This window comes from Winogradskyella eximia (assembly GCF_003386165.1).
Classification (GTDB): domain Bacteria; phylum Bacteroidota; class Bacteroidia; order Flavobacteriales; family Flavobacteriaceae; genus Winogradskyella; species Winogradskyella eximia.
Window position 1 is genome coordinate 647988 of record NZ_QRDV01000001.1, and the last position, 16313, is coordinate 664300.

Genomic DNA, 16313 nt, shown 5'->3' on the forward strand with positions numbered 1-16313 from the left:
GCTAAGCTTGTCAGAATAGTATCAATTTAAATATACTATTTCATGAAAAAGCGTATTCTCGGATTCTGGGAAATTTGGAACATGAGTTTCGGGTTTTTAGGAATTCAATTCGGTTTTGCTTTACAAGGTGGCTTCATGTCACGAATTTTTCAAACACTTGGTGCAGATAAGCATGATATTCCACTTTTATGGATAGCAGCGCCTTTGACAGGTTTACTTGTACAACCTATTATTGGTTATATGAGTGACCGAACTTGGAGTCCAAAATGGGGAAGGCGACGACCTTATTTTTTAGTTGGCGCCATTTTAAGTTCAATAGCCTTATTTTTTGTGCCTTATTCGCCAGCCTTATGGATTGCTGCTGGTTTTCTGTGGATTCTTGATGCGTCTATTAATGTATCAATGGAGCCATTTAGAGCTTTAGTTGCAGACAAATTAGATGAGTCTCAAAGAACTTACGGTTTTGTAATGCAGACTTTAATTATTGGAATCGGTACTTGGGTAGCCAGTAATTTACCTTGGTTAGTTTCAGAAATGGGAGTGAGCGATGCTGCAGATTTAGGTGTTGTACCAGATTCTGTAAAAATTGCATTTGCCATAGGCGCATTTGTATTCTTAATTAGTATTCTTTATACCGTTTTTACTACAACTGAATATCCACCAGAGGATATGGAAGAATTCGAAAGAGAGAAAGCTAAAAAAAATAGGTTTATTTCAGATATTACTAATAATATAGGAAATATGCCTTCTACAATGAAGAAATTAGGTGTTATCCAATTCTTTAGTTGGTTTGCCTTTTTTACCATGTGGAGCATGGCTAATCCAGCTTTAACAGAGCATGTTTATAATACACCAGCACCAATTGAAGCTAACTTTGATATGACAAATTCTGCAGATCAAGAAGCATTTAAAATTGAAAATACAGCTTTTCAAAAAGCATCAAATTCAGTAGGTTCTGCGATGGGAGTTTATGGCTTGTCTTCAATGGCTTTTGCGTTATTGTTTGTGTTTTACACTTCAAAGAAAAACGTTAATAGAAAATATGTGCACATGTTATCTCTAATAATAGGTGGAGCAGGATTTCTATTAATGATGGTCGTTTCACCAGAGCAACTCAAATATTGTTTTATGTTAATAGGTATTGCTTGGGGAAGTATTCTTTCCATGCCATATGCTATGTTATCTAGCTCAGTAGACCCAAAGAAAATGGGCATGTTTATGGGGATTTTCAATATGTTTATTGTAATCCCACAAATTATTGCTGCACTTGGAGGTATTAATTTTGTTTCCGGACTTTTAGGAGACGATGCCATTAATGCTATGACTATTGCAGGCTTAAGTTTAATTATCGCTGGTTTATGTAATTTCTTAATCACTGAAAAAGCAGCAATCTCATATCAACCTACAGAATAAAATAAAAAAATGAACAAAAAAGGATTCATATTCGATTTAGATGGTGTCATTGTAGATACTGCGAAATATCACTTTTTAGCTTGGCAAAAACTAGCTAAGGGTTTAGATATTGATTTTACTGAAGAAGAAAACGAGCAGCTTAAAGGCGTTAGTCGTGTTCGTTCTTTAGAAAAAATATTGGCTTGGGGAAATAAAACGATTTCTCAAGAATTGTTCAATGACCTTATGGGCAAAAAGAACGAAGAGTATTTAAATTATATCGCAGAAATGGATGAGAACGAAATCTTACCAGATGTGCCAAGAGTATTAAATACTTTAAAAGAAAACAAGCAACCTATCTCATTAGGTTCTGCAAGTAAAAATGCGCGAACAATTTTAGAGCGTGTCAACCTCATGTCAAATTTCGATGCTATTGTAGATGGCAATGATGTTACTAAGGCAAAGCCAGATCCAGAAGTGTTTTTGATAGCTGCTAAGGAATTAAATATAAAGCCAGAAGACTGTATTGTTTTTGAAGATTCGGTAGCTGGTGTTACAGCTGCAAATACAGCTAATATGATTTCTATTGGCATCGGAAGTAAGGATGTTCTAGGTCATGCAGATTATATATTCAATGATTTTACAGAAATCTCAGATGATTTTATAAAATCCCTTATAGAGAATTAAATAGAAGTAAAACGTTTCAAAAAGAGACTTTTAAATAAAATTAGAATGAACCTAGATTATATCATACCTAACAATTGGTCAGTTATCGAAGAAGGATTTGACCCAAATCAGGTTAAGGCCTCAGAAAGTTTATTTAGTATCGGAAATGGTGCTATGGGACAACGTGCCAATTTTGAAGAAAAATATTCAGGCCCAACATTTCAAGGGAGTTACATTGCAGGTGTTTATTATCCAGATAAAACCAGAGTAGGTTGGTGGAAAAACGGTTACCCAGAATACTTTGCTAAAGTATTAAATGCACCAAATTGGATTGGAATTAACGTCATAGTTAATGGTGAACAACTCGATTTATTCGCTTGTAAAGACATAAAAAACTTTAGAAGAGAATTGAACATGAAAGAAGGTTGGCTCTCAAGAAGTTTCGTTGCAACACTTCAAAATGATATTGAGGTTGAGGTTAAAACAACACGTTTTTTAAGTTTAGATTTAGATGAAGTTGGTGCAATTAATTTCAACATCAAGCCACTAAATTCAAAAGCTGAAATTACTTTTGAACCTTATTTAGATTCAGGTATTACTAATGAAGATACCAATTGGGATGATAAGTTTTGGGATACTTTAAACGTAAGTCACGAGAATAATCAAGCTTTTATTCAGGCAAAAACCATGAAAACAGATTTTTACACCTGTACTTTCATGGAATCTCAAGTTTATATTGATGGTAAATCGGTATTAACTGAACCAAATTTTACGGCAGATTCAAATTTAGCGTCTTTCAGTTATACTTATAATGTTGAGCAAGGAGAAACGTATTCTATTCATAAATTTGGTGGTTATACTGTAGATCGTGACCATAATAAAAATGAGTTGCTTACTGCTGCAAAGTCGTCTTTAAGCAAAGCTACAACGGCTGGTTTCACTAAATTACTAGAAGACCAGAAGCAAGCTTGGGCTCAGATTTGGGATATGGCAGACATCACTATAGAAGGTGATGTAAAAGCACAACAAGGTATACGTTTTAATATTTTTCATCTTAACCAAACGTATTCAGGTACAGATGCAACTTTAAATATAGGACCAAAAGGATTCACAGGAGAAAAGTATGGAGGAAGTACCTATTGGGATACTGAAGCTTACTGTATTCCATTTTACATGGCAACTAAAGATCAAGAGGTTGCTCGAAATCTTTTAACCTATAGATATAAACATCTAGATAAAGCCATTGAAAATGCTGAGAAATTAGGATTTAAAAACGGAGCTGCATTATATCCTATGGTTACTATGAATGGTGAAGAATGCCATAACGAATGGGAAATTACTTTTGAAGAAATTCATAGAAATGGCGCCATTGCGTTTGCCATTTTTAACTATTACAGATATACTGGCGATTTTAGTTATATACCAGAAATGGGACTCGAAGTTTTAATCGGTATTGCACGTTTTTGGCATCAAAGAGCTAACTTCTCTACCAATAAAAACAAATATGTTATTCTTGGTGTAACTGGTCCTAATGAGTACGAAAACAATGTAAATAACAATTGGTACACTAACTATATAGCAAAATGGTGTATCGATTATACATTAGAAACAATTGAAAAAGTAAAAGAAGGTCATAGTAACGATTTTGAAAGAATCTCTGGTAAAACAAAGATTTCACATGAAGAGTTAGCACTTTGGAAAAAAGTAGCAGATAACATGTATTTTCCTTATTCTGAAGAAGAAAATGTATATCTTCAACAAGATGGTTTTTTAGATAAAGAATTAATTACAGTTGCAGATTTAGACCAATCACAACGACCAATTAATCAAAAATGGTCTTGGGATAGAATTTTACGTTCACCATATATTAAGCAAGCAGATTTATTGCAAGGGATGTATTTCTTTGAAGATAAATTTACGACTAAAGAATTAGAACGTCATTTTGATTTTTACGAACCATTCACGGTTCATGAAAGTTCATTGTCACCATGTGTACACAGTATTCAAGCTGCAAAATTAGACAGAATGGACCAAGCGTATACGTTTTATTTAAGAACATCGCGTTTAGATTTAGATGATTATAATCACGAGGTTCACGAAGGTTTACACATTACCTCAATGGCCGGTACTTGGATGAGTATTGTTGAAGGTTTTGGTGGTATGCGTGTTAAAAATGATACCTTATCTTTTGAGCCTAAAATACCTAATCAATGGGAAGGCTATTCGTTTAAAGTGAACTTTAGACATCAAATTATCACTGTAAGTGTTAGCCAAAACGAAACACAATTTATATTAGAAGGTGATAAAGATTTAATCATTTATGTAGATGGAAAAGAAGTTTCAATTAGTCCTAATAATAGGGTTACTGTATAATTTAGAAGACCTTGCAGGTTTTTAAAACCTAGTAGGTCTAGAATATGAATTAAATATCCTGCAAGGTTTTAAAAACCTTGTAGGTATTTGTTAAAGATTACTACCAACTTGTTTCATTTTTAAAATAAATTACAATGAAAACACTAAAACTAATTCTAATAACGCTTCTAGTTGCAACTGTGTTTTCATGCCAGGAAACCACATCTGAGGAAAGCGTAGTTTCAGAACCTGTAGCTGAAATCCAAAACGATATTGAAAAAGTTGAGCCACCACATTGGTGGACAGGTTTTAAAAATCAAAAATTACAATTACTGGTAAAGCATCCAAATATTGGCAGTGCAATACCAAAAATTAATTATTCAGGAGTTAGTATAGTGGAAGTTCATAAGGCTGATAGTCCTAATTATTTGTTCTTAGATTTAGAGATTTCAGAACTAGCAAAATCAGGACAATTCAATATTAGATTTCAGCTTGAAGATGCTTCAGAATTAATTCAAACTTACGAGTTAAAATCACGAGAAAAACCAGCTGAAGATTACATTGGTTTTGATAGCTCTGATGCTATTTATCTTATTACACCAGACCGTTTTGCAAATGCGAATCCAAAAAATGATGAAGTAGAAGGATTACTTCAACAAGGCATCGATAGAACTGATGGTTATGCCAGACATGGCGGAGATTTAGAAGGCATAACTAACCATTTAGATTATATTGAAAATCTTGGATTTACGGCTGTTTGGCCATGCCCTGTTTTAATAAATGACATGCCAAGTGGCTCGTATCATGGTTATGCCATGACAGATTTCTACAAAGTAGACCCTCGTTTTGGTACCTTAAAAGATTATAAAGAATTAGCCAATAATCTAAGAACTAGAGACATGAAATTGATTATGGACCAAGTTGCTAATCATTGTGGTTTAGAACATTGGTGGATGAAAGATTTACCGTTTAAAGATTGGGTAAACTACCAAGAGCTTTACGAAGAAAATAAAGACAATTGGGATTGGAAAACAACAAAAACGTCTAACCATAGAAGAACGACAAACCAAGACCCTTACGCGTCTAAAAACGATTACTTAGAAATGGCAGATGGTTGGTTTGTTTCTAGTATGCCAGATTTAAATCAGCGTAATCCTTTTATGGCAAATTATATTACGCAGAATAGTATTTGGTGGATTGAAACTTTAGGATTAGGTGGTATTAGACAAGATACATATCCATATCCAGACAAGGCTTTTATGAGTAATTGGGCAGGAGCCATTATGAGCGAGTATCCAAACTTTTCAATAGTAGGAGAAGAGTGGAGTTACAATCCGTTGTTAATTGGGTATTGGCAAGAAGGCCATGAAAACATTGATAAATACGATTCTAATTTAAAATCGAGTATGGATTTTGCCATGCAAAAAAACATTAGTGATGCATTAAATGAAGAGGAATCTTGGGATAAAGGTTTGGTTAAAATGTACGAAGGTTTAGCAAACGACTTCGCGTATACATCACCAAAAGATATTATGGCGTTTACAGATAACCATGATATGAGTCGCGTTTTTACACAACTAAAAGGTGATGTTGTAAATACTAAAATGGCAATGAGCTATTTATTAATAATGCCTAGAATACCTCAAATATATTATGGTACAGAAATTTTAATGGACGATTTTGATAATCCTGGAGACCATGGTTTAATAAGAACAGATTTCCCTGGAGGTTGGCAAGGTGATAGTGTTAATGCATTTACAGGAGAAGGCCTTTCTGATAATCAAAAAGACATGCAGAAGTTTTTAACTAAGATGTTGAACTACAGAAAAACGAGCGACGCCATTCACGATGGAAAAACCATGCATTTTGCGCCACAAGATGGTGTTTATGTAATGGCGAGAATTTCGGATAATGAAACTGTTGTTCATATCATTAATAAAAATGAAGAAGAACAAGAATTAGAATTATCAAGATTTGAAGAGTTAGGTTTAAGTGGTAAAACACTAACTAATATTATTTCAAAGGAAACGCTTATTTGGAATACTAGTATGACTTTAGATGAAAAAGGAAGTACAATTTTAACTACAAAAACGCAATAATATGAGAACTATTTTACTGGTATTATGTGTTAGTTTATTTATGTTTTCTTGTAAAAATGAATCGAAAACAGAAGAACTAAATACGGATGAAACAGAAACAAATGTTGCGCCAATAAACTTTCAACATTTAAAAAGTGCAACACTCTTCAAAGGAGAAATTCATAGGATTGATAGTTTTCCATCCAACTATATTGCACCAAGACCAGTCGATGTTTGGTTACCAGAAAGCTATATAGAAAGCAAAAAATACAATGTATTATATATGCATGATGGCCAAATGTTATTCGATTCATTAACTACTTGGAACAAACAAGAATGGAAAGTAGATGAATGGGCAAGCCAATTAATGGAAGAAGGAAAAACTGAAGACTTTATAGTTGTTGCAGTTCATAATATAGCAGAACTTCGTTGGCAAGATTTATTCCCTCAAAAAGCATTTAATTATATAAACGAAGTAACTAAAGATAGCTTAAAAGACCTTTCAGGTTCAAAGGATTTTAAACTGAATGGTGATAATTATTTAAAATTCATCGTCGAGGAATTAAAGCCAGTAATAGATAAAAAGTATTCCGTTTATACAGACAAGAAAAATACGTTTGTCATGGGCTCAAGTATGGGAGGCTTAATGTCTATGTATGCCATTTCTGAGTATCCAGAAGTGTTTGGAGGTGCAGCTTGTTTATCAACACATTGGCCAGGGGCAATGCCAATGGAAAATAACCCTTATCCCATTGGGATTTTTAAATACATGGATGCTAATTTACCAAAAGCTGGTGAGCATAAATTGTATTTTGATTATGGTAATAAAACGTTAGACCAATATTATCCGCAATATGCACCAAGAGTAGATGAGATTTTAAAAGCTAAAGGTTATACAAGTTCTGATTCTAAAAACTTATTTTTTGAAGGGACTAACCATTCAGAAAACTCTTGGAACAAAAGATTAGACCAGCCATTAGTATTTTTATTAAAAGATAGTAAGCATCGAAACAACAAGCCTAATGTAGGATTTTAATAACCAATTAGACTTCAAAAATTTAAAAATGAAAAACATTAAATTATTTATAGCAGTCCTCTTTTCATTTGCGTTTTTATCTGCCCAAAACTCTAACCGTGTTTTTAAGAGCGCAGTAAAACAAGGCTTAGATTTAAAAGTTGAAGTCAACGATGGCTATTATATTATCAAACCCTATTCTTCAAACATTATAGAAACGACTTTTGTGCCTAAAGGCGAATACTTAAAAGCACAATCTCATGCTGTGGTTGCAAAGCCTTACAATTCGTATTTTGAAATGACAGACAGAGGCAATGATGTTGTATTAAAAACCAAAGGTTTATACGTTGCCATTACTAAAAGCCCTTTTCAAATTTCATATTATTATAAAGACAAATTTATTGTTTCAGAAAAGGAAGGTTATGTAAAAAATGACAGTTTAGAAACTATAAATTTTAATCTTACAAAAGATGAATTTTTATATGGAGGAGGAGCAAGAGCATTAGGAATGAATCGTCGTGGCAATCGTTTGCAATTATACAATAGAGCACATTATGGTTACGAAACACATAGCGAACTAATGAATTACACCATGCCAATTGTAGTGTCTTCCAAACAGTACATGTTGCATTTTGATAATGCACCAATTGGTTTTTTAGATTTAGACAGTAAAGGCGATAATTCATTAAAATATGAAACCATTTCAGGCCGAAAAACCTACCAAGTCATTGTTGGTGATTCTTGGTTAGATATGATGGATGTTTATACCGATTTAACAGGAAAACAACCAATGCTGCCGCGTTGGGCTTTAGGTAATTTTTCTAGCCGTTTTGGGTATCATTCTCAGCAAGAAGTTGAAGAAACCATAGCTAAATTTAATGATGAAAAAATTCCGGTTGATGCTATAATTCTAGATTTATATTGGTTCGGAAAAGAACTAAAAGGAACCATGGGAAATTTAGAAGTCTTTAGAGATTCTTTTCCAGATTTTGAAGGTATGGTAAAACGTCTTAATGATAAAGGTGTAAAAACGATTACCATTACCGAGCCTTTTATCTTAACGACATCTAAGAAATGGTATGAAGCGGTTGATAAAAAGATTCTGGCAAAAGACTCTGTTGGGAATCCGGCGAAATACGACTTCTACTTTGGCAACACAGGACTCATAGATATATACAATCCTGATGGCGAAAAATGGTTTTGGAACATCTATAAAGATTTAGCGAATAAAGGTGTTGCAGGTATTTGGGGAGATTTAGGAGAACCAGAAGTACATCCAGATTGGGTACAGCATAAAACAGGTAGCGCAAATGAAGTTCATAATATATATGGACATGATTGGGCACGATTGATTTTTGAAGGCTACGAGCGCGATTTCCCAAATACAAGACCCTTTATTTTAATGCGTGCTGGTTACTCTGGCTCGCAACGTTATGGTATGATTCCATGGTCTGGAGATGTAAACAGAACTTGGGGAGGATTGCAAAGTCAACCAGAGATTGCATTACAAATGGGAATTCAAGGATTAGCATACATGCATAGTGATTTAGGTGGTTTTGCAGGTGCAAATTTAGATGATGAATTATATGTGAGATGGTTGCAATATGGCGTTTTTAATCCAATCTATAGACCTCATGCACAAGAAGACGTGCCAAGTGAACCCATTTTTAGAAGCGAAAAAGCGAAAGCATTAGCCAAACAAGCTATTGAATTACGTTATAAATTATTGCCATATAATTACAATTTGGTTTATGAAAACAACCAATTTGGAAAGCCGTTAATGCGACCATTGTTTTTTGAAGAATCGGATAATGCAGATTTGTTCAATTACTCAAAAACCTATTTATGGGGAAATGACATTTTGGTATCACCAGTTTTAGAAGCTGAAATAACAGAACAAGATGTTTACTTTCCAAAAGACAATGTTTGGTTCGATTTCTATACCGATGATAAGATAAAAGGAGGACAAACAAAAACGGTAAAATTGAATGAAAGTTCAATTCCTACTTATATAAGAGCTGGTGCATTTATTCCAAATGTAAATGTGGTTCAAACTACTGAAAAATATGACGAAACTGTTTATAAGGTTGATTATTATCATGACGCATCTGTTTTAACATCAAACAGGGAAATTTATAGTGATGATGGTAAATCTGCAAAAGCCATAATAGATAAAAATTTTGAAATATTAAATTTTGAAATGAACACAAAAGGTTCTGTGTTAGAGTTTAAAATCACAGACAAAACAGGAAAGAATTTTAGTTCTAAATCCCGTACCATTTATTTAACAATACATGGTTTAGATAAGAAGCCCAAACGAATTACGGTAGGAAGACACACAGCGTTTGATTGGTCCGATACTTTAAAAACAGCTCGGATTCCTATTGAGAGAACTTCAGGTGAAACCTCTGTTATTACCATTAAATTAAAGAAATAATCCAAATGAAAAAGATTAAAAGCATTACAATACTATTAGTTATCTTAAGTTTTTTTGGATGTAAAAACGAGACTAAAGATGTCAACACTGAGACTAGTCGTAGTGACAATGAAATAAAAGAAAATATGAAGAAAAAAGAAGTTGTATATCAGGTGTTTACAAGACTCTTCGGAAATACAAATACTACCAATAAACCTTGGGGAACACTTGAAGAAAATGGTGTTGGGAAATTTAATGATTTCACGGATTTAGCTTTAAATGAAATTAAGGATTTAGGCGTAACGCACATTTGGTATACAGGAGTTCCGCATCACGATGTGATTACGGATTATACTAAATATGGTATTTCTAATGACGATCCAGATATTGTAAAAGGAAGAGCTGGTTCACCATATGCTGTGAAGGATTATTATAATGTTAATCCGGATTTAGCCATGAATGTCGACAACAGGTTAGAAGAATTTGAAGCGTTAATTGAGCGTTCTCATAAAGCAGGTTTAAAAGTAATAATAGATATCGTTCCCAATCACGTGGCTCGTAATTACCAGAGTTTGTCAAATCCAAAAGGAGCTTCAGATTTTGGAGCAGAAGATGATAAAACAAAAACCTACGACGTTAACAATAGCTTTTATTACAATCCTGGTGAGGCTTTTAAAGTGCCAGAATGGAAGAACGGCTACCAACCTCTAGGAGGAGAAAAAACAGATTTAGTAGATAGTAAGTTTGAAGAAATTCCTGCAAAATGGACAGGAAACGGTTCTAGAGCATCGCAACCAGATGTTAATGATTGGTACGAAACCGTAAAAGTAAATTATGGCATTAGTCCTGATGGAAGAAAAGATTTTGATGAGTTACCAGATGGTTTTGAGAATGAAGATTATAAAAAACACTTTGAGTTTTGGAGTGATAAAACGGTGCCAAGTTCTTGGATAAAATTTAAGGATATCGCTTTGTATTGGACAGCAAAAGGCGTTGATGGTTTCCGTTATGATATGGCAGAAATGGTACCTGTTGAATTCTGGAGTTATATGAATTCGCACATCAAAATGAAAAATCCAGATGCTTTTTTATTAGCTGAGGTTTATAACCCAAGTTTATATAGAGATTATATTAAACGAGGAAAAATGGATTATTTATATGATAAAGTTCAACTTTATGATACACTTAAACACGTCATGCAAGGTCACGGAAGTACAGATAACATTCCACCAATTTTAAGTGATTTAGGCGATATTGAGCATCACATGCTTCACTTTTTAGAAAACCATGATGAGCAACGTATTGCGAGTCCGGAATTTGCTGGTAGTGCAGAAAAAGGAAAACCAGCAATGGTGGTTTCTGCAACATCATCAACAGCACCAACCATGATTTATTTTGGTCAAGAATTTGGTGAGCTTGGAGCAGAAGATTTAGGTTTTGGAGACCCAAGCCGAACCTCTATTTTCGATTATGGGTCAGTGCCAAGTATGGTGCGTTGGGTAAATGACAAAAAGTTTGATGGAGGACAATCCACAAAACAAGAAGATAAGCTTCGTGATTTCTATAAGCGCTTGCTGAACTTCACAATCAATAGTTCGGCTTTAATGGGAGACTATCAAGATATTCAGCATTATAACCATTACAACACCGAGTGGTATAATGATAAAGTGTTATCATTTGTCCGTTGGAGTGAAGACGAGCAATTAATTATCATTTCAAATTTCAATGCAGATAATACGTATGGTTTTGAGTTGCAATTACCAGAAGATTTAGTTCAGAAATTAGAACTTAAAGATGGTGAATACGAAGTAAAAGACCAATTGTATAAAACATATACTTCAACTTTAAAAGTTGAAAATGGTAAAGCACAAGTAAGAATTGACATTAAACCATTAGAATCATTTATACTTAAAATTAAGTAAACGTTATGAAAAAAATAAGCCTGTTAATTTGTATAAGCTTAATGATATTGAACTGTAAAAATCAATCAAATTCGGAAGAAACAAACGGTAAAGAACTATCTTCTGATAAGATTGAAACACCCTTTGTTTGGGAAGCTGCGAATCTTTATTTCTTACTAACAGATCGTTTCAATAACGGTGATACTTCTAATGATGTCAATTTTGATAGAACTCTAGAAACAGGAAAACTTAGAGGTTTTAAAGGTGGAGATATAAAAGGAATTACTCAAAAAGTTAAAGAAGGGTATTTTACCGATTTAGGAATTAATGCCATTTGGATGACACCTATTGTAGAGCAAATTCATGGAGGAACCGATGAAGGAACAGGAGTCTCTTATGGTTTTCATGGCTATTGGGCAAAAGACTGGACAAAAATTGATCCTAATTTTGGTACCAAAGAAGATTTGCATGAGTTAGTAAAAGAAGCACATGCTAGAGGCATAAGAATTGTATTAGATGCTGTAATTAACCACACAGGTCCTGTAACTGAAAAAGATCCAGTTTGGCCAGAAGAGTGGGTGAGAACAGATAAGCAATGTTCTTATGAAGATTATGAAAACACTATAAGTTGCACTTTAGTAGCTAATCTACCAGATATTAGAACTGAGAGCAACGAAAATGTAGAATTACCACCACAATTAGTAGAAAAGTGGAAGGCTGAAGGGCGCTATGAGCAAGAAGTAAAAGAACTCGATGCCTTTTTTGAGCGCACAGGCCATCCAAGAGCACCACGTTTTTATATTATAAAGTGGTTAACAGATTATATCACAGAATTTGGTGTAGATGGTTACAGAGCAGATACTGTAAAACATACCGAGGAATACGTTTGGGAAGAATTTAAGGCAGAATGTGATTTTGCATTTTCAGCGTATAAGAAGAACAATTTAGATAAGGTTTTAGATGATAATAATTTTTATCTCGTTGGCGAAGTCTATAATTATGGAGTAAGTTCTGGTCAGGAGTTTGATTTTGGAGACCGAAAAGTGAATTATTTTAATCCACCAAGTTTTCAAAGTCTTATAAATTTTGAATTCAAGTACAATGCTAAAGACAAAGATTACCAAGATTTATTTGCACATTATGATGATATTTTACATAATGAGTTAAAAGGCTTCGGAACACTTAACTATCTAAGCTCACATGATGATGGTCAGCCATTTGATGCGGTAAGAAAAAAACCTTTTGAAGCGGCTAATAAACTATTGTTATCACCAGGAACTTCTCAGGTGTATTATGGTGATGAATCTTCACGCTCGCTTATAATTCCAGATACGGAAGGTGATGCAACGTTGCGCTCAATGATGAATTGGGATTCTATTGCTAAAAGAAAACATACAAAAGAAGTTTTAGCGCATTGGCAGAAATTAGGGCAATTTAGAGCTAAACATCCAGCTATTGGCGCTGGGACTCATCAGATGATTACAGCTTCACCATATTATTTTTATAGAAGCTATCAAAAAGGAAATTATAAGGATTTGGTCGTTGTTGGATTGAAACTTGAAAAAGGAAAAAAAGTGATCGATGTTTCTAAAGTTTTTGAAGATGATGATGTTTTATACGATGCGTATTCAGATCAAACTTCTAAAGTTGAAAAAGGAAGAGTTACTATAACATCACAATTTGATATCGTCTTGTTGGAGAGAAAATAAGATAAATATTGTGCATTAAAAGGTTTGAAACTATTATTATGAAAGCATTTTTACTAAATATAACATTGGCATTACTCCTGTTTTCTTGTAGTACAAAAGATGAACGCGTCACAGAAATTGCCTCACCAAACGAGAAAGTAGTTGTTGATTTTAATATCAATAAACAAGGTCGTCCATTTTATTTGGTAAAATTTAATAACCAGACTGTTGTTGATACGTCTTATTTAGGATTCGAATTTAAGGATGTACCAGCATTTCATAAGAATTTCATTATTAAAAATACAAGTACTTCAACTTTTAATGAAACTTGGCAGATGCCTTGGGGAGAACAGCTAGATGTGGTTAATAATTACAATGAATTAAGGATTGAGCTTCAAGAGAAAACCACACCAGAGCGTTTTCTAAATATTGTATTTAAAGTTTACGATGATGGTATTGGATTTAGATACGAATTTCCAGAACAAGCAAGATTAAGAGGTGAGGTTTTCATCACAGAAGAACATACTGAATTCAACCTAACAGAAGATTATAAAACCTTTTGGATTCCTGGAGATTGGGATATTTACGAACATTTATATAACACAACAAACCTTTCTGAAATTGATGCTTTGCAGTATGCTAATCATAAAAATTTAGCACAAACTTATATACCAGAAAATGCGGTGAATACACCTGTAACTATGGTTGGTAAAGATGGAATACATCTTAGTTTTCATGAAGCTGCTTTGGTTGATTATTCAGGTATGACTTTAAAAGTAGATACTGAAAATTTAAACTTAAAAAGTAATCTTGTAGGTTCAAAAAACACAGATTACAAAGTAAAACGAAGTATGCCTTTTAATACACCATGGAGAACCATTCAAATTACAGATAATGCCCCAGATTTAATTGAGTCTAAGCTTATTGTTAATCTAAATGAACCAAATAAACTTGGTGATGTATCTTGGTTTAAGCCAATGAAATATACAGGTGTTTGGTGGGAAATGCATTTAGGTAAATCGTCTTGGGATTATGGAATGACGCAAGATATGAGCACATGGACAGATGGCGGGAAATCTCATGGAAGACATGGAGCAACGACAGAAAACGTTAAGAAGTTTATTGATTTTTCAGCAAAAAATAATATTGGAGGTGTTTTAGTTGAAGGCTGGAATACAGGTTGGGAACATTGGATTGGTTTTGAAGATAGAGAAGGCGTTTTCGATTTTGTAACACCTTATCCAGATTATGATATTGATGAAGTTGTGAGTTATGGAAAAGAAAAAGGAGTGAGTATTATTATGCATCATGAAACTTCTGCTGCAACGGAAACTTATACTAAACAACAAGATACGGCTTATGCTTTAATGCAGAAATATGGCATGCATGCTGTAAAATCTGGCTATGTTGGTAAAATATTACCAGAAGGCGAATATCATCATGGGCAATATATGGTGAATCATTATAATAATGCTGCCATTAAAGCGGCAAAATATGAAGTTGCGGTTAATGCGCATGAGCCAATAAAAGCTACAGGATTACGTAGAACGTATCCTAATATTATATCGAGAGAAGGTTTACGAGGACAAGAATTTAATGCTTGGTCTAGTGATGGTGGTAATCCTCCAGAGCATTTACCAATCGTCGCTTTTACCAGAATGTTATCTGGACCAATAGATTTTACGCCAGGCATTTTCAATATAAAATTCGATGAATATAAAAAGGATAATCAAGTCAATACAACCATTGCTCAGCAGTTAGCTTTGTATGTGGTGATTTATAGTCCTGTGCAAATGGCAGCAGATTTAGTAGAACATTATGAAGCTAACCCTAAACCTTTGCAGTTTATCAGAGATGTTGGTGTAGATTGGGATAAATCAGTAGTTTTAAATGGTGAAGTCGGTGATTATGTGACTATTGCTAGAAAAGAAAGAGAGACTGGGAATTGGTTTGTAGGAGGTATTACAGATGAAAATGCAAGATCTTTAAAATTAGATTTTAGTTTTTTAGACGAAGATCAATCCTATGAAGCTATCATTTATAAAGATGGAGAAAATGCTCATTGGAATAACAATCCACTAGATATAGAAATAGAAAAAACTGAATTTGATAAAACCTCTCAATTAACTTTAAAATTAGCTGAAGGTGGAGGATTTGCTATCAGTTTAAAAAAGAAATAATATTAATGTAATTTTTTATCCCTTATGAAAAATATACTTCTAATAATAGCATTGACACTATGTTTTAATAGTGTTAATGCTCAAGTAGGCATCGGGACAGCAGACCCAAAAAGCACATTAGATATTAATGGTAATTTATCTGTTAAAGTTGTAAGTTTAAATGGTGGGCCTAGTGGTTCTGCCACACCTATTGATGATGGAGTTTATATAAATTTAACACCAACGGTATTTAATGAAGAATTTATCTTACCTGATGCTACAGCTGTTCCTGGAAGAATATATGTGCTTAGAAATATAGCAGACTCAATAGAAGCGGATATCTATACTTTTGGAGCTGGAGTAGAGTTCTTTGCGGGAGATAGTACTTCTGGGACAAATGTTGTAAATATGACAACAGCTGTAGGAGGTGGAAATGCAAATAAAACACTTATTTTTATTAGTGATGGTTCTAATTGGACCTATGGTAAATTAGGATTTTAATAAGTTTACAACAGGTCATAAAAAGAGCAGCATAATGTTTATGGCTTGTGTAATACCTTCAACAATTTTTATAAGCGCATAGACACCTTACTTAAATATCAATTCTAGTATATTTAGTAAAAATGTATAGGTGTTTATTTTTAAT

10 protein-coding genes are annotated in these 16313 nt (G+C 33.6%); all 10 read left to right on the plus strand.

Going from position 1 to position 16313, the window contains the following annotated elements:
- Nucleotides 1-42: 42 nt before the first annotated feature.
- The 10 genes from DFQ10_RS02800 to DFQ10_RS02845 all read left to right on the plus strand — a co-directional run bounded on the left by DFQ10_RS02800 (nt 43) and on the right by DFQ10_RS02845 (nt 16168).
- Nucleotides 43-1413, plus strand: a complete 1371-nt coding sequence (locus tag DFQ10_RS02800) for an MFS transporter (protein WP_115815896.1) — start codon at nt 43-45, stop codon at nt 1411-1413.
- A 9-nt stretch (nt 1414-1422) separates the two neighbouring features.
- On the plus strand, nt 1423-2079 hold the full coding sequence (gene pgmB, locus DFQ10_RS02805; RefSeq protein ID WP_115815897.1) for a beta-phosphoglucomutase: 657 nt from the start codon (nt 1423-1425) through the stop codon (nt 2077-2079).
- Between the two features lie 45 nt (nt 2080-2124).
- Nucleotides 2125-4431, plus strand: coding sequence for a glycoside hydrolase family 65 protein (locus tag DFQ10_RS02810; RefSeq protein WP_115815898.1), 2307 nt, complete (start codon nt 2125-2127; stop codon nt 4429-4431).
- A gap of 134 nt (nt 4432-4565) precedes the next feature.
- Nucleotides 4566-6509 (plus strand): glycoside hydrolase family 13 protein, encoded by a 1944-nt coding sequence (locus DFQ10_RS02815; protein ID WP_115815899.1) that lies wholly within the window; start codon nt 4566-4568, stop codon nt 6507-6509.
- 1 nt (nt 6510) lies between these two features.
- Nucleotides 6511-7524, plus strand: a complete 1014-nt coding sequence (locus DFQ10_RS02820; RefSeq protein ID WP_115815900.1) for an alpha/beta hydrolase — start codon at nt 6511-6513, stop codon at nt 7522-7524.
- A 28-nt stretch (nt 7525-7552) separates the two neighbouring features.
- A complete protein-coding gene (locus tag DFQ10_RS02825; RefSeq protein ID WP_115815901.1) occupies nt 7553-9940 on the plus strand; it encodes a TIM-barrel domain-containing protein in 2388 nt (795 codons plus the stop codon).
- 5 nt (nt 9941-9945) lie between these two features.
- On the plus strand, nt 9946-11841 hold the full coding sequence (locus DFQ10_RS02830) for an alpha-amylase family protein (RefSeq protein WP_115815902.1): 1896 nt from the start codon (nt 9946-9948) through the stop codon (nt 11839-11841).
- A 5-nt stretch (nt 11842-11846) separates the two neighbouring features.
- A complete protein-coding gene (locus DFQ10_RS02835; RefSeq protein ID WP_115815903.1) occupies nt 11847-13529 on the plus strand; it encodes an alpha-amylase family glycosyl hydrolase in 1683 nt (560 codons plus the stop codon).
- Between the two features lie 38 nt (nt 13530-13567).
- Nucleotides 13568-15688: a glycoside hydrolase family 97 protein gene (locus DFQ10_RS02840; RefSeq protein ID WP_115815904.1), complete on the plus strand. Its 2121-nt coding sequence runs from the start codon at nt 13568-13570 to the stop codon at nt 15686-15688.
- Between the two features lie 24 nt (nt 15689-15712).
- The gene (locus tag DFQ10_RS02845) at nt 15713-16168 is read left to right on the plus strand and encodes a hypothetical protein (protein ID WP_147299165.1); all 456 of its coding nucleotides are present in this window, start codon (nt 15713-15715) and stop codon (nt 16166-16168) included.
- Nucleotides 16169-16313 lie beyond the last annotated feature (145 nt).